Consider the following 26,283-nt stretch of genomic DNA (forward strand, 5'->3'; position numbering starts at 1 on the left):
TGATCAACGAAATCAGTCCTTCCCAATTGGATTTAAAAAATAAAATTACCGTTCGAGGTCGTATTAGAAGTTGACGTTAACACTTCTAAAAAATTTTCAATAAAAACAGTAAGAAACAATTATTTGTTTTGGAATTTAAATAAAAAAACCGCCTCCAAGGTGGGAGGCAGCTTCTCTAATTTATACTTAGAATACAGTCTTTAATTAAATGGCAAAACTGCATCGGAAGATTTGTTAGCTACTAGAATTTCATTTAAATCAATTTCAGTAGTTGCCGTTCCTGAGCCAGGCTCATAATTTATTTTATCTAAATCACCAACAATACTAGATATAAAAGAAGGTATCACTGGAACTGTAGAAGGATCTCCTTCGGAAACGTTGGGATTTTGAAGTATTTCGTTTTCGGTTACTACTAGTTTCACCCCCATATCCACAAATCTAATACCTTCAGAAATAAAAATTTCTTGTCGAGTTCTATAAAGTAGCCTTAACGCTTCATCTTCATTACCAATTCCACCAATTTCACTTTGAGTCAATGAAGTACCAGACACTGAAGGAACATCAATTCTATCCCCAAGTCTATACAAAACAAGCCCAGAACGACCATTAACAACAACATTTGTACTATCCGGTCTTGAACCTGGATCAATTTGTGATCTTTGTTCAATATTATCGTCAATATTTCTTACCTCCCGTGTACTAACTAAATTCAATAAATCTTCCATTTTCATTTGGGCAGAGCTTAAATTACCATCGGTGATATCGGCTTCAGCTAAAATTAAATGAGCTTCTTCCGCTTTAAGATAAGCTACAGGAGCGTCTTCAGATGCAGACAAAAAAGAATATTTTGGATCCAGAAAGTCTAAAGTTGGTAAAGGCTGAAAATCATCAAATGTTGCACGGCCGTATAAAGCACTCTCCATGGTATTTGTTGGCCCATTAGCTGCATCAAAGTTAGCAAATCTTATAAAATCATTGCTTAGTGCCAATGCGCTATTTGCAGATGCTACTGCATTCACCTTATCTCCTAAGTAATAGTTGGCACGAGCTTTAGCCAAATGATATTCCGGTTTAGCATTAAGCGAAATTGCTTGGTTAAATGACTCAATGGCACTTAAATAGTTATCATCTGAAGAAATGATTGGCCCTAGTTCTTCCTGTGGAAGTCCAGAAAAATACATTCCTGAGAACAGATAAGATAACCCCTCGAAGAAATGGTACTCAGCTTCTGTTTCAGTATTGTAATTAACATCGGCAGGTCCCACAGTTTCCAATCCAAATAAAGCAGCTTCCCTCAATCGAGCAATTCTAAATTGAGTATCTCTAATATCAGGATCCGTAGTCCTAATGTCCAAATTATCCAAGAACTGGCTATAAAAAGTTTGAGTATTAACATAGTTATCCGAACCTAACTCTGCTAGTATCAGAATTTCATTCAAGGTAAGCGATACCTCCCTTTCAATACCTGTTAACCAAATCTCTGAAGAGTTTGGTTGACCAACAACTGATTGCTCTGATAGATTAGGATTTTCTACGTCTGTAAAGTCTACAGCGCCGTCAAAATTATCTGTGCAACTCGAAACTATGAGTGCCGCTAAAATATTTATATATATAAATTTTTTCATTTTTTTTTATTTAAAATTGAAATTTTAAAGATGTCAAGAAAATTCTAGGTGCAGATTCAGTACCGTAGGCAAATCCACCACTTGAAAATCCATTTTGGGTACCAATACCTGATCCAGTAATTTCAGGGTCGAAATCACCAGCGGTCCAGTTAAAAGGATTAGTTACGTTAAATGATAATATAACATCATTAAAAGGCTTAAGTGCATCACCAAAACGATAAGAAGCTCCAATGTTTCTTATTTTAAAGAAGTCGTTGTCAAAAGTTACAAAATTAGTGTAATTAAAAGGTGATGTTTGTCCGAATAACTCATCAGGAATACCTTCTGAATCAACACCTCTTAACACCCTTAGGAGAAAACTTAAGTCAACAATGCTTCCTCCATACTGATAATCACCTGTTACAAAAAGACTAAAGTTTTTGTAAGAATAATTTAAGTTAAGAGATCCAAAGTAAGGAGCGAACGTCTTACCTAGAGAAGCGTTAGGTGTAAATGCATAAGTACCATCATCTTGCAACTCTGCAATAGTACCTCGCAAGTATCCTAAGCTTTCACCTTCTTCAACCCATGATCCAATTACCGTAAAACCACCTACGTTAAATGGTGCACTTCCTCCTGTACTAGTAACTAAGTTTTCATTAGTGTTATAGGAGACCCCCATTGATAAATTATGATTCTGACCTTGCAATATTTTGGCGTTCAATTCAAACTCCCATCCTTTGTTCTCAATCTCACCTATATTCTGAATTTGATTTAATTGACCTGAAGAAGGAGGTGCTCCGGGTGTAAATAATGCGTCCTCCGTAGTGGCATTATAATAAGTAACACCAAAATTTAAACGATTGTAAAGAAAACCTAAATCAACTCCAAACTCATATGTTTTTACAAGTTCAGAAACCAAATCTGGGTTTCCAGGCTGATCAAATCTAAAGGCAGGTTGCTCCAAAAAAGACTCTAAAGCGAAGGTTTTATCCTGAGAAAATGGTTGAGCAAAATTAGTTGCTTCTCCATAATTTGCTCTAAGCTTCAGGGTCGATACAGCATTATACAAACCACTTTCTCTGTAAAATTCATGGTCTGATATGTTATAAGTTACTCCTATTTTAGGTAAGAAAATAGCACTTGTATTCTCTCCAGCTGAAGTGTTCTTATCTAACCTACCTCCAAGCTCCAAATATGCTACATTATAAATCCCAATATTTTCCAAAAAGTACAATCCATAGTTTGCGTTTTCCAACAAAAAATCTGACGCCGTTCTAATTGAAAAATTATTTATGGAGGAAGTACCATCAACTCCACCTGAACCATCTAATCTATTCTGAAAATCTGAACTTCGAAAAAATTGCCCACCTAGTATACTTACAAATGAAAAATTCTCCATGTCATAAGAATGAGTAAAGTTAAGGTCTGCAGTAGTAGTAAAAGAAGACCTTAAAACTCTAGACAGAAAAGCCTGATCAGTCGTACCTTCTGGAATCGAACCTAGAGCAATTTGTAATGCATTACTATCAACCTCTTCATCTTTTGACTCCCTATAATCCACCCCTAAAGTAGCGTTTGCTTGTAGATTACCGGTAATGTCGTAAGTAAATTTGTTTGACGCAGTGAAACGGTTAATTTTTCTGTTTATATCAACTAAAGGAGCTATAGCATCCGATCTTTCGATTTCAGCTTGCCATTCAGCATCTGAAAGTTCATTTAAATCACCAAACACACCTCCCTCGAAATTTGAGAATCTCGAAAAACTTGTATTAGCATTGAAATCCAGGGTGTTCTCGAATCCTGTATACGAAAAAGAACCTTGATATCTTAATTTATCAGAAACTTCTGCTCCAAATCCGAAGGTAAAACTTCTTCTAACTTGTTCATTAACATCATTAAAAGAATCATCTTCATACAGACTACCTCCGAAATTATAGGTGAATTTTTCGGAACCGCCATTAATACCAAACCTGTGCTCTATTGAAACTCCTGGATCAAACAACGCCTCCGCGGTTCTATCATATTCCAAATAATCCTTGGTTCCCTTAATAACACCAACTCTACCTTCATAAAACACGGTTGCTTTACCTTCTTTACCTTTTTTGGTTATAATCTGTATTACACCATTAGCGGCATCTGCACCGTACAATGTGGTGGCTGCACCACCTTTAATATATTCAATCTTTTCTATAGATTCAACTGGAATATCGGCTAAAGCAGAAACACTTGCTCCACCAGTATCCAATCCAAGTTCAGGATTGGAGTTTAAGTTATCCACTCTAATACCATCCACAATTACAACAGGAGTTGAAGATGATGCTGCACTAATGGGACCTCTAGTTCGAATAATCGCCGCAGTCCCTGGTTGACCAGAACTTAATCTTATCTGAGCACTAGGTGCGTTTGATTGTAAAATTTGGTCAATTTGGGTTGCTGGAAGACGGTCAATCTGCTCAGCATCAATAACATCTACCGTCGTTGAAAGTCTCTTCTTTTGTATTCCAGAGCCCTGTCCCGTAACAATAACTTCCTCCAATGCCTGAGCATCCTGTTCCAAGGCAATATTGATTACACTTGCAGCTCCAACCGTTTTCTCTTCTGTTTTCTGACCAACAAAAGAAAACACCAATACCTCTCCAGTAGAGGCGTTAATAGTATAATTCCCGTCGAAATCGGTTTGGGTACCGGTTGATGTACCCTTAATCCTTACACTTGCTCCCGGTAACGGAAGCCCATCCTGGTCCGTCACCGTACCAGTAATTGTCTTCTCCTGCGCATAGGAGAACTGAAATGCTATCACCATTAGAAGCGACAGCAACCAAGTAAACTTTGATCTCATATTTTTAATTAATTTGAATTTAGCGTAGCACGAATATCTTAAAAAAATATTAAAAAAAAAAAATAAATATTAAATTATGTTAATTGATGAGGTATTCTCATAAATTTCGTTATCTCATAGATTATACGCTATTCTTGCAACGATTTTTATAAACAAAAGTTATTTTTACTAAACTACTTTACGTTTCAATGGTATAAATTTTATTTTTGTTGAAAATCATTTTTCAATGAAGCAATTAATAGCCCTTTTAATAATATCTTCCTTTTTATTTTCTTGTAAAAAAGAGCCCCCTACAAAACCAGACAACCTTATCGCATACACTCCTCGAAATGCCACAGTAGTTATTAGGGTAAACGACTTTAATGGTTTTAAGAGTGAACTTATTAATAATGACTTCCTAAAGTTAATTAACAACAGTAGTGTTTATAAGAATGCTTCATCATTAATTTCAACATTAGATTATATAGAGCCGAAATCCACAGCCCTTATTGCTTTCAATGAAATTGGGAAAAATAAATTTGAATACACCTTCATCAGTAAAAACCATAATAATTTATTCAAAATAGATTCTTCCGTTAACCGGAAATTGGAAACTATTACTTATGAAAATGCCAGTATAAAAGCACTAACTATTAATGACAAGAAATTATTCAGCACTACTATCAACAATTACTTTATTGGATCTTCTTCCCGACTGATTATTGAAAACTTTATTCGGAATTCCAATAATTTACAAAGCCCTGCAGAACTACAAAAGCTTTATGAAGTTTCCCAAAGGAATGTTGCTGCCAATATTTTCGTGAACCATAAAAAAGGACGGTATTTCTTCGAACAGGTCCTTTCTGAAAAAACAACTACACAAGTTTTTAGTTTTAACGATTGGACTTCCCTTGATGCAAGCATAGCCCAAGACTATGTAAAGCTCAATGGTATTGCTGTTGCCAACGACTCCATAAAGAATACACTAAATACTTTTAAGCGCTCTATGCCCAAGAATAGCTTGGCAGCCGAAATAACACCTATTAATGCAACCTACTTTATCTCCTACCCTTCACTTACTGGAAACGAGCCTTCCGCCACTAAAGTAACCGACTCACTTTTCCACACGGTTAGTGAAATGATTGAAATAGGAACGGATGAAGAAAAGGTTTTTGCCTTTCTAATGAATGACAATTTGGATTTTGAAGACCGACTGCAAAAATATGTAAAGGAAAAGAAAAGTTTTCGCGACTATCCTATTTGGGCTCTTAATCAAGAAGAAATTATTTCACTTCATTTTTCTAAATTCACAAAAGGCAACACAACTAATTTTGTTTCCAAAGTAGACGATTTTTATGTCTTTGCTGAAAATGAAAGCGATATAGAAAGTATAATTTCAAACTATCAAAATAGCGCTACCCTTGCTCAATTGCCTTCCTACAAAAATTTAAGAAGCGAACTCGCCGATGAGTCTACTATATTGGGCATTGGGAATCTCGAAAAACTTAAATCTTCTAACAATATCCTGAACGAAGAATTTGAAAAATCCATTGAAAACAAATCGTTTGACGATTATAAATTTATTGCCTTTCAATATATTGCTGAAGGTGATTTTGCCCATTTCCATACACTTCTTAAAAAAGCCAATACATCTACGGTACAATCGAACATTATAACTCAGATGTTTACCACTACGCTTGATGCTGATATTGCCACAAGACCTCAATTTGTATTAAATCACTACACCAAGAAGAAAGAAATTGTGGTGCAGGACACGGAGAACAACCTTTATTTAATAGGTACAGACGGGAAATTACTTTGGAAAAAACAATTGGAGGGGAAAATTTTAGGCGATATCACACAGGTTGATTTATACAGAAATGGCCGACTGCAACTAGCTTTTACAACCGACAAAAAATTTAGAATTGTAGACAGAAACGGAGAGGATGTCAACCCATTTCCATTGGAATTCAATTCTAAAATCACCCAGCCCCTAGCGGTTTTTGATTATAGCAACAATAAAGACTACCGATTCTTAGTGGTAATGGGAAAACAGATAAAAATGTACAACAGAAATGCAGATATTGTTGATGGCTTTATTCTGAAAGAAACTGAGAATACTATAATTAATCCTCCGAAGCATATACGTATTGGAAACAAGGATTATATTATTTTACAGGAAAGTGATGGCAAGCTGGATATTCTCCACAGAACGGGTGACGTAAGAATACGAGTTAAAGGCAGTATTGATTTCTCCGGAAACGAAGTCTATTTGTACGATCGTAAGTTCACTACTACAAACACCTCTGGCGATCTTATTCAAGTGGACCAAAAAGGTGGCCTGAACAAAATTGAAAAAGGATTTAAAGAAAATCACCTCATCGATGCCACCATACATACATTGACTTCTATTTCTGAAAACAAACTGAGCATTAAAGACAATGAAGCAACTTTGGATTTTGGCATCTACACGCAACCCAAAATATTTTATATTGGTGATAAAATTTATGTTTCTACCACCGATAAACAAACGCACAAAGTCTATTTATTTGATAGTAATGCCAAAATGATTGAAAATTTCCCAGTCTATGGAGACTCGGCTATCGATTTGGATGACATGGACAATGATAAAAACTTGGAATTTGTAACAGTGGGAGATAAAAACTCGATAATCTGCTATAAACTAAATTAATACATCTATTGTAAAAATTAAAAGTCTATAGCCTTATCCTCTAAAATGAAAGTTTAATTGTAAAATTTGGTTGCTATCCATCACTTTTGAATTGCTACTCATCATTTTTGGGTTGCTACTGACTCAAATCACGTTGCTACCAATTGATTTTCCATTGCTACTGGCTTATCATGTATTGCTACCGGCTTACTTTCTATTGCTACTCATCAATCGTGCATTGCTACCGGCTTATTTCATGTTGCTACGCGCAAATATTGTTCGGCTGCAAAAAGAATTTAGTCAGAGTATAGTCAATTGAAAAATTAAGCGTTTACATTTTCAATAAATTCTGCTTCAAAAAGGGTTTGAAAATGTTTTAAAAGCTTCTTTTTCAGTTCCGTTTCATCTACTTTCTCCACCCCAAGCTCTACATTTAAAGAGGTAACGCCCTTGCCTCGAATTCCGCAGGGAATAATATTATCAAAATAGCCTAAGTTAGCATTTACGTTTAGAGCAAAACCATGCATGGTAACCCATCGTGAAGCACGAACACCCATGGCACAAATTTTTCTGGCAAACGGGGTTCCTACATCTATCCAAACGCCCGTTTCGCCCTCACTTCTCGTGGCTTTTACGCCGTATTCATCGAGAGTAAGAATAATTACTTCTTCTAAAAAACGTAAGTATTTATGAATATCCGTAAAAAAATTGTCTAAGTCCAAAATAGGATACCCAACAATCTGGCCGGGACCATGGTATGTAATATCGCCTCCCCTGTTGATTTTATAAAAGGTAGCTTGCTTTTCTTTCAGCTGTACTTCATTCAATAGCAAATTGCTTAGGTCACCGCTTTTTCCCAACGTATACACATGCGGGTGCTCCACAAAAAGAAAGTAATTAGTGGTCTCATCTGTCCTATTTTCGCGTCTGTTTCTAATTTTTAGATCCAGAATCTCTTTAAATAGCACCTCTTGATAGTCCCACGTTTCTTTGTAATCCTTATACCCTAAATCTCTTAAAACAACTTTCTTATTCATCTCTTTCAAATTCCTATACAAAAATACAACTTCCTAAACAATTACATAAAACTGAAGGATTTCCTAATGTCCATTACAATCAACTAAAATTCCCACATATTCATTTTTTTACTAATTTTATGAATACCAACAAATTAGACCAATCATGAAACGATTTCTATTCTTCTCGCTCTTAACCCTATTTATAACGTTCACTTCTTGCTCAAACGACGATGACGGATACACGCCCTACAATCAACGGCTCATCGGGCAATGGTTTTTAACGGGTGTCACCCAGAATGGAATGCTTACTGCACCAGATGAATGTACTTCTCAAACCTATCTAAACTTTGTAAACTTAGAAGATGTAATTACACAATCTTACGGAAAAGACATGAACGATGTGTGCAACAGTACTGCAGCCGAGGCCTTCAAGTATGCGGTTTCTGAAAATCTTCAGTTAGTTTTATTTGACGACGAAGAAGCCTTCAATATTTTTGACATTATTGATTTGACCGGCAACGAATTGACCATTGAAGATTCCGGAAATGGAATCCAACTGGTTTTTCAGAAGTAAAGTTATCTGTTAGGATTATTTAAAATGATTAAGGCTGCAATAACGCCGGGAATCCAGCCGCATAGCCATAACAGAAATACAATAATTATAGAACCACATCCTTTGTCTAACACGGCTAGGGGCGGACAAAGAATTGAAAGTAACACTCTCCAAATACTCATTTTTTACTTTTTTTTGATTGATGAAAATATTTATGCTGAAAAAATCAGCAGTTAACTTCAGCTTGATTACTTCTGAAGACGATGCAAATATAATATGCCTCTATTTTTAAGACGCTAAACTTTAAGATTTGTTACAATTTTATCAGAATTATTTCAGCAATAATATTTCCAGTGCTGCTTTGGAATACACTCAGAACTTAGCTTCAGTAATAATACAAATTGATTGATAGATTGTTAAATACTCCGTATCTTCGCAGGCTTAAAATGACAAGATAAATTATGCAACTTTCAGAACAGGAAATTATTCGTAGAGAAAAGCTTGGAAAGCTACGTGAATTGGGCATTAATCCTTATCCTGCCGATTTATATCCGGTAGATCACACTTCTAAAAAGGTGAAACAGCATTTTGAAGAGGATAAAAAGGTGGTATTGGCCGGTAGGTTAATGAGCAGACGTATTCAAGGAAAAGCTTCCTTTGCTGAGTTGCAAGATAGTGAAGGTCGTATTCAACTTTACTTCAACAGGGACGAAATTTGCCCAGGCGAAGACAAAACGCTTTACAATGATGTTTATAAAAAGCTGTTGGATATTGGTGATATCATTGGAATTGAAGGTACATTATTTAAAACCCAAGTAGGGGAAATGACGGTAATGGTGAAAAATTTTATCGTTCTAAATAAATCCCTTAGACCTTTACCACTGCCGAAAGTAGATGCTGACGGAAAGGTTTTCGATGAGTTTAACGATCCAGAATTACGCTACAGACAACGTTATGTTGATTTAATTGTGAATCCGCATGTAAAAGAAACGTTTAAAAAGCGTACCAAAATAACCAATAGCATGCGCGAATTTTTTAACGCGCGTGATTATATTGAAGTGGAAACGCCTATTCTTCAGGCTATTCCCGGTGGTGCTGCTGCCAGACCATTTGTTACGCACCACAATGCTTTAAATATTCCATTGTATTTGCGTATTGCCAATGAGCTGTATTTAAAAAGATTAATTGTTGGCGGTTTTGATGGGGTGTATGAGTTTGCTAAAGATTTCCGTAATGAAGGAATGGACAAAACCCACAATCCTGAGTTTACGGTAATGGAACTGTATGTTTCTTACAAAGATTACAACTGGATGATGAATATGACGGAGGAGTTACTGGAAAAAGTGGCCACCGATGCTACTGGGAGTCCGAAAGTAACGGTTGGTAAAAACGAAATTAATTTTACGGCACCTTATCCTCGTGTTCCTATTCTACAGGCTATTAAAGACCACACCGGCTTTGATGTTGCAGGGATGAATGAAGAAGAATTACGTGAAGTTTGTACTAAATTAGACATTCCGGTAGATGAAAGCATGGGTATTGGGAAGCTTATTGATGAAATTTTTGGCGAAAAGTGTGAACACAACTACATTCAGCCTACTTTCATTACGGACTACCCAAAGGAAATGAGTCCGCTTACCAAAGAACACCGCGACAATCCTGCACTTACAGAACGCTTTGAACTAATGGTAAACGGTAAGGAGTTGGCAAATGCCTATTCTGAGCTTAACGACCCAATAGACCAAAGAGAACGTTTTGAAGAGCAGTTAAAACTATCTGAAAAAGGAGACGACGAAGCGATGTTTATTGATCAGGATTTCCTTCGAGCTTTGGAATATGGAATGCCTCCAACATCAGGTATTGGTATTGGTATTGACCGTTTGGTAATGCTGTTAACCAATAATGCTTCTATTCAAGAGGTTTTATTTTTCCCACAAATGCGACCAGAGAAAAAGACTGAAGTTGCTTTGAACGATGAAGAAAAAGCCGTTCTTGAAATACTTAAAAAAGAAACAAAAATGCCATTGGAAGAATTAAAAAACCAATCGGGATTGAGCAATAAAAAATGGGACAAAACCATTAAGGGACTTACAAAACACAAACTTGTAAAAGTTTCCAAAACTGATGAAGGCCTGTTTTGCGAAGTGCTGTAAAACTCCAAACAGAAATACAATTTGTCAGTCTGAGCTTGTCGAAGGCTATCTGTCTTCGACAAGCTCAGACTGACAAAAACCACGGTCGGACTTCCAACGTGACTTAGACTTGCAACATGATTTGACCGACAATCGTTCATAAAATACTTTTTAGATAATCTTTCTTTCTCTTCCGAATCAGGAAAAACCCCCTTTTTAATACAAGGATTTACCTCTTACTATACCCTTGATAATTAGTTAGTTTTGGGCAAACAAATCAACAACCAATCCAAACTAATATGAATTCTTCAACATTTAAAATTGAAAAAACGAGTGTAAACACAGAACAACAATCCATTTTATGGAACGGGAGTAAAATTCCAATTCACGCACAAATAACATTTAGCGGCTACTCCCATAGATTTAGGGTATATTTTGTAGATAAAGAATATGCCAATATCCCTTCAACTTTCATGTCACATCAAAAATTAGTGATTAAGTTCGAGCATCACGGGGAAATTCACAAATACTCACAATTCACCCGTTCTACTTCTCCCGTTTATGCTTTTTATGATACCCTTTGCCCTGAATTGAACTGTATAACAGCACGCGAGCGTCGGTTAGCGTTTTAATCAATTCTATAAATTTTATAATTATGAAAAGGCTATTTCTATTCGGACTCATTCTTTTAATTTTTGAAATCTGTTTTGCCCAAACGGAAGAATCAAAAACTTTTCAGAAACTGAAACAAAACAAAGAAATAGCCAAAAATTTCTATCAAGATTTGTGGGCTACTAATAATACCGACAAATACAAAGATTATGTTGCCGATGAATATGTGGTTCATGATATTGGCGACAGAAAAAACGTTACCGAGCCAGCAATAGAACAAAAGAATGTTGCAGATATGTTCTGGAATAACGGCAGCAACCAAGTTACCATAGATTATCAAATTGCAGAAGGCGACTTAGTGGCAACCCGCTGGCTTATGAAGTACGAACCGAAAACATTGTTTGGAAAAATTCTTTTTGGTTCTGGAACGCTCCCTATAATTAATGTTTTTAGGATTAAAGATGGCAAAATCGTGGAGTTCTGGAATCATCGGCACGATATTGACACCAACCAAACACTTCGCTTTACTTTAAAAGGTTTATTAATCGGCCTGCTTATCGCATTAATCCCAACTATTTGGGCCTTTCGATTACGAAAAAAGCTAAAGCGGCAAACTAACGTTTAATTTTTTCATTTTAGTTAGCTCAATTTTGTAATTGTCCAACCAACCCCTCAAACAAAAAACCGGCAGAAAGGTTCTCTTTCGCCGGTTTTAAAATGTTGAAAAATTTATTTTCTAATAAGTATATTCTGTTATTATATAATCCTCTCCATTGTCACCGATTTCGGTTTTCTTGATAGGATAGCCATCTTCGTTATACTCATATTCGTATATGTCAATATTGGGCTCACCACTGGAGTAGCTGAAGCTTTCCTTAACCACATTATTTTTGCTAATTTCTTTTGAATTATCTAATAATAAGTTATATCCTAAAACATTAGACAGTGGAGATTTCTTATCATCGTATTCGTATGTATCTGCGTAACTTGATTCACCCTCATAAAATTCTTCATCCTTCACCAAGTTACCATCTTTAAAATATAATCTACCTTCTCCATATTTGGTTTCTTCGTTAGTTTCTTCATTCACATCGTACATCACATACGAAACATATTCATCAGAATCATGGGAGTAAACAGTTTTCTGAACATAAAATTCAGTACCATCTTGGGAAGATACCTCCTTTGATAATGCAGAACTTAATTTTCCATCCTTATAAGTATAAGTATTCGAAAAATCAAATACTTCATTTCCGTTCTCATCAATATCATAGTCAACAATTTGACTAATAAAATCTCCATCATAGGTGAAAACACTTTTAGATGAACCGTCTACACCCAAAACCTCCACGATTTTATTTTCGTTATAGGTAACATTAACTGCACTGTTGTCTTCAGGATAATCAATATAAGTGTATCTTATGGTTTTAGGTAACACCAAATCTTCGGCTGGATCAGTTGTTGATGAATCATCATCTTTAGAACAAGCAGTAAAAAGCAAAGTTAAAATTCCGATTAGGGGCAATAATTCTCTCATCTTAATATAGTTTAAATTAATTATTTGTGGCGAAAATAATCTTTTCAACTTACTAAAAAAAATAGATTGCCAAAAAATACTTCTCGACAATCCATTTTTATGAATTATTAAATTTTACCCTATAAAATCCTTCGCTTTATCAAGAGCTTCTGGAATTCCTGCTGGATTCTTACCTCCTGCCGTAGCAAAGAATGGTTGTCCGCCACCCCCTCCTTGAATGAGTTTACCGAGCTCCCTCACTATTTGTCCGGCGTTCAATTCTTTTTCCTGAACAATTTCTTTGGAAACATAACAGGTTAGCAAAACTTTTCCATCATTTTCTGATGCAAACAACAAATACAAGTTTTTAAATTCGCTTCCCAATTCAAAAGCCAAATCCTTTATACTTCCTTGATCCAAATCTACTTTCTTCGCTAGAAATTGAACTCCGTTAACCGTTTCCAACTCCGATTTAAGTTCTCCCTTGAGTCCTTTAGCCTTATCCTTCAGCAATTGCTCTATTTGCTTCTTCATCGCAGCATTTTCTTCCTGCAACGCAACGATCGCTTTTACCGGATCGTTATTACTTTTTAATATCGACTTTACTTCTTTAAAAGCTTCCGTTTGACTTGCAAAATAGTCCTTCGCTGCATCACTCGTAATAGCCTCAATTCTACGTACCCCAGCCGCGACAGCACTTTCCGAAGTAATAATAAAATGCCAAATATCAGCTGTATTCTTCACATGCGTTCCTCCGCAAAGTTCCATACTTTCGCCAAACTTCACTGTACGCACTAAATCGCCGTATTTTTCTCCAAACAATGCAACCGCTCCTTCATCAATAGCTTGCTGATAGGGCATTCTTCTGTTTTCCTCCAATGCCAATTGCTCTCTAATTCTCGCATTTACAAAATCTTCCACTTGGGTAAGTTCCTCCGAAGAAACTTTACTAAAATGAGAGAAATCGAAACGTAAATAACCACTATGCACCATGCTTCCTTTTTGTTCTACATGTGTACCCAAAACCGCTCTTAATCCTTGATGCAGTAAGTGTGTAGCCGTATGGTTGGCAGCTGTTCTACTGCGCTGTTTTTCATCTACTACAGCCTTAAAAGTTCCATCTAAGTTCTTTGGAAGGTTTTTAGATAGGTGAATGATTAAATTATTCTCTTTTTTAGTATCTACAATGTAAATTACATCGCCATTAGAAGCCTCTAAATATCCTTTATCACCTACTTGTCCGCCGCCTTCAGCATAAAAAGGTGTAATATTAAATACCAATTGATACATTTCACCGTCCTTTTTGCTTTCCACTTTACGGTAACGAGTAAGTTTTACCTGAGCTTCCAGCATATCGTAGCCTACGAATTCCTCCTCTGGATCGTCGATAAGCACTTCCCAATCGCCTGTCTCTACTTTTGTAGCGGCACGCGATCTATTTTTTTGTTTTTCCAATTCTATTTGGAACCCTTTTTGATCGAGCTGATATCCTTTTTCCTGAAGAATCAAGGCCGTTAAATCGATTGGAAATCCATATGTGTCGTACAACTCAAAAGCTTTGCTTCCCGCAATAATCTTGTCGTCGTTGGCATCTATAATCGAATCGAGCAATACCAATCCTTGTGCTAAGGTTCTTAAGAAAGAATTCTCTTCTTCCCGAATTACATTTACAATTATATTTTTCTCCTTTTTCAATTCTGGGAAAAACTCTTGCATTTGTTTGGTAAGCGTATCTACTAACTTGTAAATAAAAGGTTCTTTCTGATTTAAAAAGGTAAATCCGTAGCGAATGGCCCGACGTAAAATCCGACGGATTACGTAACCAGCACCTGTATTGCTAGGAAGCTGCCCATCGGCAATGGCGAATGAAACGGCACGGACATGATCGGCAATTACACGAATGGCAATATCCACTTCTTCGCCTACTTTTCCGGCAGTTCCATATTTAGAATTGGTAATAGTTTCGATTTCACGAATTAAAGGTGTAAAAACATCGGTGTCGTAGTTACTTTTTTTACCTTGAAGCACCATCGACAAACGCTCGAAGCCCATTCCCGTATCCACATGTTTCGCAGGCAATTTTTCCAGCGAACCATCAGCTTTTCTATTGAATTCAATAAAAACCAAGTTCCAAATTTCCACTACTTGCGGATGATCTTGATTTACCAATTCGGCGCCAGGAGTTTTTGCTTTTTCTTCCGCAGAGCGAATATCCACATGAATTTCCGAAGAAGGTCCGCATGGCCCTTGATCGCCCATCTCCCAGAAATTATCCTTTTTATTCCCTAGGATAATTCTATCTTCAGGAACAATTTCTTTCCAAAGATCATAGGCGTCTTGATCTATTGGCAAACCTTCTCCCTCAGCACCTTCAAAAACAGTTACATACAAAATATCTTTGTCTATTTTATAGACTTCGGTAAGCAATTCCCACGCCCATTGTATGGCTTCTTTTTTAAAATAATCTCCAAAGCTCCAATTCCCCAACATTTCAAACATGGTGTGGTGGTAGGTATCTTTTCCAACTTCTTCCAAATCGTTATGTTTACCACTCACACGAAGGCATTTCTGGGTATCTGTCACCCTCGTATTTTTTGGTGTTTTATTACCTAAAAAGTACTCTTTAAACTGATTCATCCCCGCATTGGTAAACATTAGCGTAGGATCATCTTTTATTACCATTGGTGCCGAAGGAACAATTTGGTGTTTCTTGGCTTCGAAAAAATTTAAAAACTGCCTTCTTATCTCTTTAGAGTTCATCTTCTCTCTGTTTTTATTTTTATGGGATTATACTGAATGGTAATTTATTTAAAATTGATTCGCTATCCCCAATATTCTCTTAACATTTACTAAAAATTGCGCTCACTATAAAAACAATTTTTATATTTGCTCGTTACACAATTTAGTAGTACGCTTATTTAATTGGCAAAAATAGAATTTTTAAACTAATGGCGAAGGTAAAATATTATTACGATTCTGATACGTTATCCTACCGAAGAATTGAGCCTAAAAAAGGCAAAAAAATTGTCAATATTAGTTTATTTTTAGTAGCCTCTTTTCTTTTTGGCGGTATCTGCCTTTTAATTTTACTGAATACAAATTTGGTAAACACCCCAAAGGAACTTTCGCAAGCGAGGGAATTGAGAAATTATGAATTTCAATTTGAGTTATTGAATAAAAAAATGACTCAAATGGAGGAAGTGCTAGCCAATATTGAAGACCGCGACAACAACATCTATCGTTTATATTTTGAAGCAAGTCCCATTCCTGCTGAACAGCGCAACGCTGGTTTTGGCGGAATTAATAGATATAAAAAATTAGAAGGTTTCAATAACTCCGATTTAATTATTGATGCTACCAAAAAACTGGAAAAACTTCAGAAAAGATTGGTTATTCAATCGAAATCCCTTGATGAAATTACAGAACTTGCCAAAGAAAAGGAAAAACTATTGGCAGCGGTTCCTGCGATTCAGCCGGTTAGCAATGAAGATCTAACCAGAATGGCTTCGGGTTACGGTTGGCGTTCGGATCCTTTTACAAAGGTGAGAAAAATGCATTACGGAATGGATTTTACAGCACCAAGAGGAACTCCAATTTACGCTACCGGAGATGGTGTTGTAACTAGAGCAGACAATAGATCTTCTGGATTTGGAGAACACATTAGAATTGACCATGGTTTTGGTTATATGAGTCTTTATGCGCACCTTAGCAAATACAAAGTAAGGTCTGGCCAAAAAGTAAAACGAGGCGATTTAATTGGCTTTGTAGGAAGTACAGGAAGGTCGCAAGCACCGCATTTACATTATGAAGTATGGAAAGACGGCCAACGTATAAATCCTATTAATTTTTACTACGGAACGCTTTCTGCAGAGGAATACGAAGCTTTATTACATGTTGCATCACAAGAAAACCAATCGCTTGACTAATGCATGTTAACCTGCCCGAAAAATTATATTATAGTATTGGCGAAGTTGCCAAAGCGTTTGATGTGAATGCATCGCTTATTCGCTTTTGGGACAAGGAATTTGATATTATCAATCCGAAAAAAAACGCCAAGGGCAATAGAAAATTCACCCAAGAAGACATTAAAAATTTCAGTTTGATTTATCATTTGGTAAAGGAAAGAGGATTTACTTTGGACGGCGCAAAACTTCACTTAAAAGAACAAAAACAAAAAACACTTTCTAATTTTGAGATAATTCGTAAATTGGAAGGAGTAAAGGCTGAGCTTATAAAAATTAAGGAGCAGCTGTAACTAACGAGCTTTTATTGAGCAATTAACTACAACAATAAAAATAGCAACTTAAAAATAAAATTCAGACGTATGAAAAAGTGGATCATTGGTTTAATAGTTTTGGCAATCATTGGTTTTGGTATTTACAATTGGGCCGTTCGCTTCAACAATACCGCGGTTAGGTACAATGAAGATATTTCTGAAGCTTGGGGAAATGTACAAACCTCTTACCAACGTAGAAATGACCTAATTGGAAATTTAGTAAATACGGTAAAAGGAGCTGCCGATTTTGAGCGTAACACACTAACCGAGGTAATTGAAGCACGTGCCAAAGCTACATCGGTAAATGTAAATGCTGATAATTTAAATGCGCAACAACTAGAGCAGTTTAACCAAGCGCAAGGTCAAGTAAGTAGTGCCTTGAGCCGGCTTTTGGTGACTGTGGAGCGTTATCCTGAATTGAAGGCAAATCAAAACTTTTTGAAACTTCAAGACGAGCTTACCAGTACAGAAAACAGTATTCAAACCTCACGTGTACGTTATAATGAAGCCATTAAACCTTACAACAATCATGTAAAAAAATTTCCAAACAAAATTTTAGCGGGATTATTCGACTTTGAAGGTAAGCCTTATTTTGATGCGGAAGCTGGTGCGGAAAGACCTGTAGATGTGGAGTTTGACTTTAATAGCAACAACGAAGGATAAGAAATCCAACCAGTTCTAAATCGAGAAAAATATCTTTTCCCTTAAAAAATTCGTAAGCCTTTCATTATGAAGAAGTCTAAAGTTGAAGCATTTCTTACTTCAGAAGAAGAAAATGAAATTGTAGAGGCAATCCGGCAAGCAGAAAAAGAAACTTCTGGCGAGATTCGTGTGCACATTGAAGCTTCCAGCAAAAAAGATCCATTAAAACGGGCATACGAAGTTTTCCATTACCTTAAAATGGACAACACAAAAGAAGAGAATGGCGTACTTATTTATGTTGCTACCGCAGATAAAACGTTTGCCATTTACGGTGATAAAGGGATTGATAAACTGGTTCCAGATGATTTTTGGAACAGCACCAAAGATATTATTCTAGCACATTTTAAAAAGAATCAATTCAAAGACGGACTTGTAGAGGGGATTTTAAGGGCAGGACAGGAATTACAGGCACATTTTCCTTGGCAGCACGACGACGTAAACGAACTTCCAAATGAAATTTCGAAAAGTTAGTATGTTGACACCAAAAAAGAAATTCTTATCATTTTTATTTTTCTTTGGAAGTATATTGCTGCACTCAATATTTGCACAATTTGATATTCCGAAATTACCGGAAAAGCAAACAAGCGTTTATGATTATGCCAATGTGTTTTCTGCTTCGGAAAAAACTGCGTTAGAACAGAAACTTATAAATTATGCCGATACCACCAGCACACAAATTGTGATTGCTACGGTACCAACCATAAATGGTGAATACATTGGAACGCTTGCTCCTAAATGGGCCCATGAATGGAAAATTGGACAAGCAAATGAAGATAATGGGGTCTTTATTCTTTTAGCTGAAAAGGAGCGTAAAATATGGATTTCTCCCGGGTACGGACTCGAACAAAAGCTTACGGCTGGAATCAATGGTGAAATTGTAAGAAATGTCATTATTCCGGAATTTAAAAGAGGCGACTACTACAGCGGTCTCGATAAAGGTACCGACGCTTTAATTGACCTTTTTAGCGGAACCTACAAAGGATCGGCCAAACAAAGAAAGAGAAGTTCTTCTTCTAGTGGAGGCGGAATCATTTTCTTTTTCATCTTATTTATCATAATCATGATTATCCTATCGCGTAAAAATCGCGGTGGTGGGAACCGTGGCCGAAGAGGTGGCGGTTTCGATTTAATGGACATGATTATCCTTAGCAACCTTGGTCGGGGCGGCGGAAGCTTTGGTGGCGGATCATCGGGAGGTGGTTTTGGCGGTGGCGGTTTTGGCGGCGGCTTCGGCGGTGGCGGATTTAGCGGCGGTGGCGCTGGAGGAAGTTGGTAACATTTGTTTCATATCGCATGTTCAATTATCCTTTTATTCTGAAGGTCACTTTCAACGCAATTGCACCTTTCTTCTGAAGCAAAATATCCTAAGCATTCATTATTTTTTCATAACTTGTAGTTGCGAAATCAGTCGCGCGTATCTTTCTGTATGAGTCCATAAATAAATAGTAAGAGATGAAAACTTTATTTGAAAAACTGAAACTGGAAAACCAAAAGGAAATCCTCATTTTAAATGAACCCGAAGGTTTTGCGGAGGAATTGGCATCTTTGGTAGATATCGACATTTATCAATCGTTGATTCAGGTAAATAAAATGGAGTTTGCGTTAATTTTTGTATCCACCATCAAAGAGCTGGAAGATCAATTTCATACCCTTCATCCTAAACTAAAAGACGATGTGGTACTTTGGGTGGCGCATCCTAGGAAAATATCAGAAAAACTAAAAACCGACATTACAGATGATTACGATTGGCATCCGTTAGCGAAACACCGTTACGAGCGTGTAAAAAATATTAAAATAAATCCCGACTGGGAAGCAGTACGCTTTCGAAGGGAAGAATATATTTAAAAATCAACTCTTGCCCCCTATTTAACGCACTAACTCAAAAACCAATGAAAAGATTAAAATTCCTTTTGGCATTCATCCCCTTATTTATTGCTTGTAAAAACACTCCTGAAAAAAAAGAGGCTGTTGAAAAACAAGCTTCTATAGATTCGGTTTTTAAAAATTACTATGAAGAAAGTCTAAAACTATACCCTTTAAATGCCACCTATGCCGGCGATGATCGCTACAACGATTACCTTCCCAATGATATTTCCCAAGCTTTTAAAAAGAAGCAAACCGATTTCTACAACAAATACAAAGAGGCGCTTCTAGAATACGATAAAGATTCGTTGAGCAAAGAGCAAAAAATGAGCTACGATGTGTTGATGTGGGAATGCAACACGAATTTAAACGGACTACTTTACCCAACGGAACTCACTCCTATCAATCAGTTTTCATCTCTGCCACAAACCATTGGCCAGCTCGCCGGTGGGACTTCGGCTCAGCCTTTTAAAACGGTTGAAGATTATAAAAACTGGTTGAAGCGGCTGGATGATTATGTGGTTTGGTGCGACACGGCCATCGTTAACATGAAGAAAGGCATGGAAATGGGCTACGTTTTACCAAAAAGTCTTACCGTAAAAGTAATACCGCAAATGGCTAGTTTTTCTAGTGGTGAACCTACCGAACATTTGTTTTATACGCCCGCAAAAAATTTTCCTTCCTCTTTTTCTAAAGCGGAAAAAGATACATTAGCTGCAGCTTACGAAGCTATGGTAGCAAACAAAATTATTCCAACCTATAAAAAACTGGAAGACTTTTTTGCAAATACTTACTTACAAGCTTCTAGGGAAACCGCAGGAATCAACCAAGTACCAAGGGGAAATGCCTATTACGGTCACCAAATACAAGTCTACACCACTACTTCACTTGAAGCAGATTCTATTCACAGATTAGGTTTGAGCGAAGTAAAACGTTTGGAAGGAGAAATGAAGAAAGTAATGCAACAAGTTGGTTTTGCAGGAGATTTAAAAGATTTTTTCCAAGCGGTTAGAACGGCTGATGAGTTAATGCCGTTTGATAAGCCAGAACAAGTGATTGCCAATTTTAATGCGATTCATGAAAAAATGAAACCGCAACTGAATAAATTGTTCGATCTAACCCCAAAAACAGCGTTTGAAGTAAGGAGAACCGAATCTTTCCGGGAAGCTTCTGCCAGCGCAGAGTACAACCCTGGATCGCTGGACGGAACACGCCCAGGTATTTTCTATGTTCCTATTCCCAACGTAAAAAAATACAACATGTACAGCGACGAAGATTTGTTCCTTCATGAAGCCATTCCTGGCCATCATTACCAAATCTCCCTTCAGCAAGAAAATGAAAACTTACCTGATTTCAGAAAAACATTGTGGTACAGTGCGTACGGCGAAGGCTGGGCTTTATATTCAGAATCTTTAGGAAAAGAACTGGGACTTTATGATGATCCCTACCAATATTTTGGGATGCTAAGCGCCGAAATGCACCGAGCTATACGATTAGTAGTAGACACCGGAATCCATACAAAAGGATGGACTCGAGAAGAGGCTATACAGTATTCCCTAGATCATGAAGCAGAATCTGAAGAAAGTATAATCGCAGAAATAGAGCGCTATATGTCTTGGCCAGGGCAAGCATTGTCCTATAAAATCGGACAATTAAAAATAATTGCTCTTAGAAACAAAGCCCAGAAAGAGCTGGGAGATGCATTTGATATTAAGATCTTCCACAATAAAGTATTGGAATCAGGTTGCATCCCTCTAAAATTGTTGGAGGACAAAATTAATAATTGGATTAAAACCACTAAAAATGGATAATGGTTGGCACTTTTATCTGATGGCAGCTTTATATATTATTGCTGGACTCTTACATTTTGTAAAACCAAAAATGTATGTTTCTATAATGCCTTCTTACATTCCTTTTCAAAAAGCGATGGTGTACCTCAGTGGGGTTGCAGAAATTGTTTTTGGATTGCTTCTATTTACACAATTTAAGGATATAGCGCTTTGGGGAATTATCTTAATGCTTATTGCATTTATTCCCGTACATATTTACATGCTGGAAGATAAAAAGTTTGAAAAAATAGCTCCTAGGTGGGTCTTAATTGCCCGAATCCCCTTGCAATTCGGACTCATGTTTTGGGCATACTGGTATCTATAAACAAAAAAAAGGGAGCTCTAACTACTCCCTTTTCCAACTTCAAAATCTAATTGTAAGATTACAAGCTAACTGTTTTGTAAAATGTATTCCCGTTGTGGGTTACTTCAAATCTGTAAGATTCATATCTTGCAGATGAGAAATCAAATCTTTTTCCAACACTTTTTCCCGTTTTTAAAACTTCTTCGTGCAATAAAGCGTTTGTTGCTTCATCGTAAACCTTGATTTCAACAGGTGTTTCATCAATAGTCAATAGATTAACACTCACCATGTTGTTATCAACTCTGTAATAAGGTTTGTAAACTGTTTCTACTTTTCCAGTTTCTACGATAGTTTTCGTGTTTGTAAATAAAACTGGTACTCTTTCTATTTTTATATCGTCTTCAAGAACAAAATAGTAAACTCCGTTAGGCAAATCGTCGAATTTGTATCGTTTTGCGTTTGTGGATAGGCTTTTATGATTATAGTTGTATAAAATTTCCCCTCTAGCATCTTCAAAAGAGATACTCATTGGGTGGCTTGATTGCTCAAGGAAAAGATCTACAGTTCTGTTGTCGTCACTTTTTACTGATAAGTAAAAGTCGTTTGCTCTGGTCATCGCCAAAGTTGCAATACTCAATACTACAACTAGCATGCTTTTTCTTAATGTGTTTTTCATCTTTTGCAATTTTTAAGAGTTATACGTTCATTTTAACTACGTTACAAAGATAGGTTCGAAACACAGGGTACACTACTGCACAATTTTCCAGTTTATGTCCTATTTTATCATAAATGATATGTTAAGAAAACGTAAAGGTTAAAATAGAACACTTTTAAGGTAATTTTTCATATATTTGCTGCATATTAAGCGTTTATATTTAAGAACCTAAATATTTGATTATGAGTATTAAAAAACCTGCTTTAGAAGTAATCAACCCTACTTTTGGGAGTTCTTTCTCCTTTATGAAGTATGATGAGAAGCAAAACCAAAACTCTTCCTACTGGCATTTTCATCCAGAAATTGAACTGGTTTATGTTAAGGGAGGCGCTGGTAAAAGACAGATTGGGAGTCACATTTCTTATTATACGGATGGTGACTTAATACTTATTGGCTCCAATCTTCCCCACTGCGGATTTACAGATGAATTTACTGGTAACGAAAATGAGGTAGTAATACAAATGCTTCCAGATTTTCTTGGAGCCGAATTGATGTCGAAACCCGAAATGAACAACATAAAATTACTCTTTAAACGATGCAAAGGTGGTTTGGCCTTCACAGGAAAAACAAAAGAGGTAATTGGCAACCGCATTGAAGAATTGGAAAAAATGAACAACTTTGAGCGTTTATTAGGCTTTCTTTCCATTTTAAATGAACTTCAACTCTCTGAAGAATATCAAATATTGAACGCTGAAGGTTTTTCTATGCAAGCCGATGTACAGGACAACGACCGCATCAATGTGGTGTTCAATTATGTAAAGAAGAATTTCCAGGAACCTATAACACTGGACGAAATTGCCAATATTTCCGGAATGACCGTGCCTTCTTTTTGCAGGTATTTTAAGCAGATTACAGGGAAAACATTTACGCATTTTGTAAATGAATACCGACTGGTGCACGCCTCCAAACTTTTGGCCGAAAAGCCCATAGGGATTACAGAAATTTGCTTTGAGAGCGGATTTAATAACTTTTCGTATTTCAATAAATCGTTTAAAAAATTCACTGGAAAAACACCCTCTCAATATCGAAATGAATTGAAAACAGTGATTGAAGATTAAAAAAGACGATTGAATTGGATCTTGATTTACAAAATCATCCAATTTGCGAAAACTTTATTTTGGAATTTGAACTCTATTAAAACGAAAGAAGCCGCATTTTAGGGAAAAATGCGGCTTCTTTAAACTAACCAACTTAAAAAATAATCAAACAAGTTTTTATATAGTGATACTGAAGGAATATCTCTTCAGCACTAATTTTCAATTTTCAAACTTTTTGAATAGTAGAGCCGTACAATTTAAGGGGCTAACTATGAAAAATGTACGACTCTGCTAAATAATCAAATCAAAAAAAACATCTATTATGAAAAAATATTTTAAAGAACTTTTCTCTTTCTTTATTACATTACAAAGGTACATCGGCCAGCCACTTTAGAACTTGTAAAAAACAAGCAAAAAATTTCCATCTTTAAAAAAGACAAACCTTCAATTTTCATCATAATGTATTGTGATTTTTAGTTAAAGAAACAAAAACGGTAATACGGACAATACGTTTAGAGTTTGAGACTTTTAAAACAAAAAAAAAGCTGTATTTTAGGGAAAATACAGCTTTTTCAAACTAACCAACTTAAAAAATAATCAAACAACCCCTATCCATCATCCTAAAATAAAGAGCCGTACAGGTTTAGGGGATAGAGGATTGGGGGGATTTGTACGGCCCTTAACTAACCAACCAAAAAAATTAAAAAGGTGATAAAAACACCACTATGAAAAATATTTTATAAGAACTTTTGTATTCCTTTGAATTACAGTACAAAGATACGCCGCTGATAAAGGTGCAAACTTGTAAAAACTGCTTAAAAATTTTCTATTTTTGATTTAATTAACTCATTCCATGAGCTTTAACCAATTTTAACATTAAACACCAAAAGTAAATTGTGAATACTGATATATTTCATGAAGGCTTTATGCTTACGGAAGGAAAGACCGACCGAAAAATGACTTTGGACCGTAAACACAATTTCTTTCAAATTTTGTACATCAAAGAAGGATTGGGAAAAATGATTATCAATAAAATTGATGTGCATTACCTTGCCAACAGTATTTTTCTCATGGCGCCCGAAGACATGTACGCTATTGATCCTTCAGAAGAAACAACTTACACCTCTATTAAATTCACAGAAATATTGTTTTCCAATAAATCTAGTCTTCCAGATAGAAAGTATTGGTTGCAACAAATTGAACACATTTTACATCACCCCAACATAATGCCAGGCGATTGCATTTCTAATGAAGAAGATCGAGAAAGATTATGGCGAATACACGACTTTATAGTAGAAGAATACAAAACTAAAAATGAATTCTATTGGAGTATCATAACCAACGGGTTGACCACTAGCTTAAGTATAATTGCTAGAAACATCATAAAAAAATATACGCCAAACAAAGAAATAGACCCTTCCATTAATTTAAAACGTACTGACCAAATTCTAGCGTATATACGAAGTAATGTGTATGATGAAGAATTAATGAAGATTGAAAATCTGGCCGCGCAATTTAATATGTCTCAAGCCAATATTGTAAACCTATTTAAAAAGGAAACAGGGGAAAGCATCCGTCAATATATTATTAACTACAAATTGATGCTTGTAAAGTACCGACTTAGAAACACCAATTATACCATTTCTGAAATTGGCTACGAACTAGGCTTTACGGATGAAAGTCATTTAACGAAATCTTTTAAGAAGCATTTCGGGAAAACCCCTAAGCAATACCGCTTGGAGTATCAAAAACATTAGAAGATATCGTCCAGTATTTTTGCCAAACGCAGCCCTCCTTTTTTTAACTGCTCTTGTACTGTGCTGAAATGGTCGTACATATAATTGTATCCCAATTTTTCACCAACTTCGGCAGATTCATACACCTTTATAGCCAGATTCTGCGATTCTTCTGCCCAATCTAGAATGCTTCCGTTTACAATTATTTTTCTTTGTGTTTTACTGTACTTAGGCAGATTTTCAGAGAGCTCAGTATAACTCATTCCGTAAGAATCAATCATATCGCTGTCCCAGACGCGGTGTAAGTTACTACCGTCTCCAAACCAGCGAACTTGAATATCGTTGCCTCCCTTATCCTCTGCTCTACCAACATGTAACGGCTGATGCAAATCCCCAACCAAATGAATTAACATTTTCAAATAAAAAACTTTATCATCATTAGTAGCATTTTCATCTTTTAGAACAGAAATACACTTTTCTATTCCAGTTATAATATCACCGTCCTCGCTAGGTGTAACTTCCGTGTATTTTTTATCAAAAGGAAAGTTTACATAGTGCCACGGACTGAAACTTCTATATCTTTTATCAGATTTTATTTCATCGGCATAGGTAGCTACCATTGCCAGACTTTGTCCATCTAAGAGTTTCTCTATTTTTCGCTTGGTGCTATTTTTAATATTTTCTGATGCCACTTCTCCTACAACGCGGTGACCGGTTTGTCCCCAAAAAGGGGTATTCCCAAAAATATGCTGTACAAAAAGTAAAGTTGCAATTACTAATAAACGCATAATGATGATTTTAATTCAAAAATACTATACTTAACTATTCGCCTTTGTTAAGTTTACGTTCTCTTTTTAGACAGGTTACGCAACATAAACGATAACGGGTAAGTA

At 36.2% G+C, this 26,283-nt stretch carries 23 protein-coding genes; 15 read left to right on the forward strand and 8 right to left on the reverse strand.

Annotation, left to right across the window (positions count from 1 at the left end):
* Positions 1 to 200: 200 nt before the first annotated feature.
* Together NDQ75_RS00925 and NDQ75_RS00930 are read right to left on the reverse strand one after the other, a co-directional pair.
* On the reverse strand, positions 201 to 1,625 hold the full coding sequence (locus tag NDQ75_RS00925; RefSeq protein ID WP_202028894.1) for a tetratricopeptide repeat protein: 1,425 nt from the start codon (positions 1,623 to 1,625) through the stop codon (positions 201 to 203).
* Positions 1,626 to 1,635: 10 nt separating this feature from the next.
* The gene (locus NDQ75_RS00930) at positions 1,636 to 4,446 is read right to left on the reverse strand and encodes a TonB-dependent receptor domain-containing protein (protein WP_202028895.1); all 2,811 of its coding nucleotides are present in this window, start codon (positions 4,444 to 4,446) and stop codon (positions 1,636 to 1,638) included.
* A 226-nt stretch (positions 4,447 to 4,672) separates the two neighbouring features.
* Here NDQ75_RS00930 and NDQ75_RS00935 point away from each other — a divergent pair, with 226 nt between their 5' ends.
* A complete protein-coding gene (locus NDQ75_RS00935) occupies positions 4,673 to 7,117 on the forward strand; it encodes a ribonuclease HII (RefSeq protein ID WP_202028896.1) in 2,445 nt (814 codons plus the stop codon).
* 302 nt (positions 7,118 to 7,419) lie between these two features.
* On the opposite strand, the gene lipB is transcribed toward NDQ75_RS00935, so the two are convergent.
* Complete coding sequence (gene lipB, locus NDQ75_RS00940) at positions 7,420 to 8,133, reverse strand: lipoyl(octanoyl) transferase LipB (protein ID WP_202028897.1); 714 nt, start codon at positions 8,131 to 8,133, stop codon at positions 7,420 to 7,422.
* A 145-nt stretch (positions 8,134 to 8,278) separates the two neighbouring features.
* Here lipB and NDQ75_RS00945 point away from each other — a divergent pair, with 145 nt between their 5' ends.
* Positions 8,279 to 8,689 (forward strand): lipocalin-like domain-containing protein, encoded by a 411-nt coding sequence (locus tag NDQ75_RS00945; protein ID WP_202028898.1) that lies wholly within the window; start codon positions 8,279 to 8,281, stop codon positions 8,687 to 8,689.
* 2 nt (positions 8,690 to 8,691) lie between these two features.
* On the opposite strand, the gene NDQ75_RS00950 is transcribed toward NDQ75_RS00945, so the two are convergent.
* Positions 8,692 to 8,850 carry a YqaE/Pmp3 family membrane protein gene (locus NDQ75_RS00950; RefSeq protein ID WP_202028899.1) on the reverse strand — a complete coding sequence of 53 codons (159 nt, stop codon included), beginning with the start codon at positions 8,848 to 8,850 and terminating at the stop codon, positions 8,692 to 8,694.
* 279 nt (positions 8,851 to 9,129) lie between these two features.
* On the opposite strand from NDQ75_RS00950, the gene lysS reads away from it, so the two are divergent.
* The 3 genes from lysS (at position 9,130) to NDQ75_RS00965 (ending at position 12,037) form a co-directional block, all read left to right on the forward strand.
* Positions 9,130 to 10,821 carry a lysine--tRNA ligase gene (gene lysS, locus NDQ75_RS00955; RefSeq protein ID WP_202028900.1) on the forward strand — a complete coding sequence of 564 codons (1,692 nt, stop codon included), beginning with the start codon at positions 9,130 to 9,132 and terminating at the stop codon, positions 10,819 to 10,821.
* 278 nt (positions 10,822 to 11,099) lie between these two features.
* Complete coding sequence (locus NDQ75_RS00960; RefSeq protein WP_202028901.1) at positions 11,100 to 11,432, forward strand: hypothetical protein; 333 nt, start codon at positions 11,100 to 11,102, stop codon at positions 11,430 to 11,432.
* 23 nt (positions 11,433 to 11,455) lie between these two features.
* Positions 11,456 to 12,037, forward strand: coding sequence for a nuclear transport factor 2 family protein (locus NDQ75_RS00965; protein WP_202028902.1), 582 nt, complete (start codon positions 11,456 to 11,458; stop codon positions 12,035 to 12,037).
* A gap of 111 nt (positions 12,038 to 12,148) precedes the next feature.
* Here the strand turns inward: NDQ75_RS00965 and NDQ75_RS00970 are convergent, their stop codons facing one another.
* Both NDQ75_RS00970 and alaS read right to left on the reverse strand, forming a co-directional pair.
* Positions 12,149 to 12,937, reverse strand: a complete 789-nt coding sequence (locus NDQ75_RS00970) for a hypothetical protein (protein WP_202028903.1) — start codon at positions 12,935 to 12,937, stop codon at positions 12,149 to 12,151.
* Between the two features lie 126 nt (positions 12,938 to 13,063).
* Entirely contained in the window at positions 13,064 to 15,688 is a 2,625-nt protein-coding gene (alaS, locus tag NDQ75_RS00975) for an alanine--tRNA ligase (protein ID WP_202028904.1), read from the reverse strand.
* Between the two features lie 188 nt (positions 15,689 to 15,876).
* Between alaS and NDQ75_RS00980 the strand changes: the two genes are divergently transcribed.
* The 8 genes from NDQ75_RS00980 (at position 15,877) to NDQ75_RS01015 (ending at position 21,923) form a co-directional block, all read left to right on the forward strand.
* On the forward strand, positions 15,877 to 16,854 hold the full coding sequence (locus tag NDQ75_RS00980; RefSeq protein ID WP_202028905.1) for a M23 family metallopeptidase: 978 nt from the start codon (positions 15,877 to 15,879) through the stop codon (positions 16,852 to 16,854).
* Positions 16,854 to 17,183 (forward strand): MerR family transcriptional regulator, encoded by a 330-nt coding sequence (locus NDQ75_RS00985; protein ID WP_202028906.1) that lies wholly within the window; start codon positions 16,854 to 16,856, stop codon positions 17,181 to 17,183. Before NDQ75_RS00980 ends, NDQ75_RS00985 begins: the two co-directional genes overlap by 1 nt.
* A gap of 69 nt (positions 17,184 to 17,252) precedes the next feature.
* Positions 17,253 to 17,867: a LemA family protein gene (locus NDQ75_RS00990; protein ID WP_202028907.1), complete on the forward strand. Its 615-nt coding sequence runs from the start codon at positions 17,253 to 17,255 to the stop codon at positions 17,865 to 17,867.
* Between the two features lie 66 nt (positions 17,868 to 17,933).
* The gene (locus tag NDQ75_RS00995) at positions 17,934 to 18,377 is read left to right on the forward strand and encodes a TPM domain-containing protein (RefSeq protein WP_202028908.1); all 444 of its coding nucleotides are present in this window, start codon (positions 17,934 to 17,936) and stop codon (positions 18,375 to 18,377) included.
* Positions 18,358 to 19,182, forward strand: coding sequence for a TPM domain-containing protein (locus NDQ75_RS01000; protein ID WP_242513688.1), 825 nt, complete (start codon positions 18,358 to 18,360; stop codon positions 19,180 to 19,182). The genes NDQ75_RS00995 and NDQ75_RS01000 overlap by 20 nt, the downstream gene beginning before the upstream one ends.
* Positions 19,183 to 19,358: 176 nt before the next feature.
* Positions 19,359 to 19,751, forward strand: coding sequence for a hypothetical protein (locus NDQ75_RS01005; protein ID WP_202028909.1), 393 nt, complete (start codon positions 19,359 to 19,361; stop codon positions 19,749 to 19,751).
* Positions 19,752 to 19,795: 44 nt separating this feature from the next.
* A complete protein-coding gene (locus NDQ75_RS01010) occupies positions 19,796 to 21,580 on the forward strand; it encodes a DUF885 domain-containing protein (protein ID WP_202028910.1) in 1,785 nt (594 codons plus the stop codon).
* Positions 21,573 to 21,923 (forward strand): DoxX family protein, encoded by a 351-nt coding sequence (locus tag NDQ75_RS01015; RefSeq protein WP_202028911.1) that lies wholly within the window; start codon positions 21,573 to 21,575, stop codon positions 21,921 to 21,923. The genes NDQ75_RS01010 and NDQ75_RS01015 overlap by 8 nt, the downstream gene beginning before the upstream one ends.
* A 58-nt stretch (positions 21,924 to 21,981) precedes the next feature.
* Here the strand turns inward: NDQ75_RS01015 and NDQ75_RS01020 are convergent, their stop codons facing one another.
* Positions 21,982 to 22,578, reverse strand: a complete 597-nt coding sequence (locus NDQ75_RS01020) for a DUF3244 domain-containing protein (RefSeq protein ID WP_202028912.1) — start codon at positions 22,576 to 22,578, stop codon at positions 21,982 to 21,984.
* A 221-nt stretch (positions 22,579 to 22,799) separates the two neighbouring features.
* On the opposite strand from NDQ75_RS01020, the gene NDQ75_RS01025 reads away from it, so the two are divergent.
* Both NDQ75_RS01025 and NDQ75_RS15945 read left to right on the forward strand, forming a co-directional pair.
* The gene (locus NDQ75_RS01025; RefSeq protein WP_202028913.1) at positions 22,800 to 23,675 is read left to right on the forward strand and encodes an AraC family transcriptional regulator; all 876 of its coding nucleotides are present in this window, start codon (positions 22,800 to 22,802) and stop codon (positions 23,673 to 23,675) included.
* An 875-nt stretch (positions 23,676 to 24,550) separates the two neighbouring features.
* On the forward strand, positions 24,551 to 25,411 hold the full coding sequence (locus tag NDQ75_RS15945) for a helix-turn-helix domain-containing protein (RefSeq protein WP_202028914.1): 861 nt from the start codon (positions 24,551 to 24,553) through the stop codon (positions 25,409 to 25,411).
* On the opposite strand, the gene NDQ75_RS01035 is transcribed toward NDQ75_RS15945, so the two are convergent.
* Entirely contained in the window at positions 25,408 to 26,178 is a 771-nt protein-coding gene (locus NDQ75_RS01035) for a S1/P1 nuclease (protein WP_202028915.1), read from the reverse strand. The genes NDQ75_RS15945 and NDQ75_RS01035 overlap by 4 nt on opposite strands.
* Positions 26,179 to 26,283: the final 105 nt, after the last annotated feature.

This window comes from Galbibacter mesophilus (genome assembly GCF_023721415.1).
GTDB lineage: Bacteria > Bacteroidota > Bacteroidia > Flavobacteriales > Flavobacteriaceae > Galbibacter > Galbibacter mesophilus.

Coding starts and splice junctions, on each gene's coding strand:
- NDQ75_RS00925 (WP_202028894.1), bottom strand. CDS start 1,625: ATGAAAAAATTTATATATATAAATATTTTAGCGGCACTCATAGTTTCG.
- NDQ75_RS00930 (WP_202028895.1), bottom strand. CDS start 4,446: ATGAGATCAAAGTTTACTTGGTTGCTGTCGCTTCTAATGGTGATAGCA.
- NDQ75_RS00935 (WP_202028896.1), top strand. CDS start 4,673: ATGAAGCAATTAATAGCCCTTTTAATAATATCTTCCTTTTTATTTTCT.
- lipB (WP_202028897.1), bottom strand. CDS start 8,133: ATGAATAAGAAAGTTGTTTTAAGAGATTTAGGGTATAAGGATTACAAA.
- NDQ75_RS00945 (WP_202028898.1), top strand. CDS start 8,279: ATGAAACGATTTCTATTCTTCTCGCTCTTAACCCTATTTATAACGTTC.
- NDQ75_RS00950 (WP_202028899.1), bottom strand. CDS start 8,850: ATGAGTATTTGGAGAGTGTTACTTTCAATTCTTTGTCCGCCCCTAGCC.
- lysS (WP_202028900.1), top strand. CDS start 9,130: ATGCAACTTTCAGAACAGGAAATTATTCGTAGAGAAAAGCTTGGAAAG.
- NDQ75_RS00960 (WP_202028901.1), top strand. CDS start 11,100: ATGAATTCTTCAACATTTAAAATTGAAAAAACGAGTGTAAACACAGAA.
- NDQ75_RS00965 (WP_202028902.1), top strand. CDS start 11,456: ATGAAAAGGCTATTTCTATTCGGACTCATTCTTTTAATTTTTGAAATC.
- alaS (WP_202028904.1), bottom strand. CDS start 15,688: ATGAACTCTAAAGAGATAAGAAGGCAGTTTTTAAATTTTTTCGAAGCC.
- NDQ75_RS00980 (WP_202028905.1), top strand. CDS start 15,877: ATGGCGAAGGTAAAATATTATTACGATTCTGATACGTTATCCTACCGA.
- NDQ75_RS00985 (WP_202028906.1), top strand. CDS start 16,854: ATGCATGTTAACCTGCCCGAAAAATTATATTATAGTATTGGCGAAGTT.
- NDQ75_RS00990 (WP_202028907.1), top strand. CDS start 17,253: ATGAAAAAGTGGATCATTGGTTTAATAGTTTTGGCAATCATTGGTTTT.
- NDQ75_RS00995 (WP_202028908.1), top strand. CDS start 17,934: ATGAAGAAGTCTAAAGTTGAAGCATTTCTTACTTCAGAAGAAGAAAAT.
- NDQ75_RS01000 (WP_242513688.1), top strand. CDS start 18,358: ATGAAATTTCGAAAAGTTAGTATGTTGACACCAAAAAAGAAATTCTTA.
- NDQ75_RS01005 (WP_202028909.1), top strand. CDS start 19,359: ATGAAAACTTTATTTGAAAAACTGAAACTGGAAAACCAAAAGGAAATC.
- NDQ75_RS01010 (WP_202028910.1), top strand. CDS start 19,796: ATGAAAAGATTAAAATTCCTTTTGGCATTCATCCCCTTATTTATTGCT.
- NDQ75_RS01015 (WP_202028911.1), top strand. CDS start 21,573: ATGGATAATGGTTGGCACTTTTATCTGATGGCAGCTTTATATATTATT.
- NDQ75_RS01020 (WP_202028912.1), bottom strand. CDS start 22,578: ATGAAAAACACATTAAGAAAAAGCATGCTAGTTGTAGTATTGAGTATT.
- NDQ75_RS01025 (WP_202028913.1), top strand. CDS start 22,800: ATGAGTATTAAAAAACCTGCTTTAGAAGTAATCAACCCTACTTTTGGG.
- NDQ75_RS01035 (WP_202028915.1), bottom strand. CDS start 26,178: ATGCGTTTATTAGTAATTGCAACTTTACTTTTTGTACAGCATATTTTT.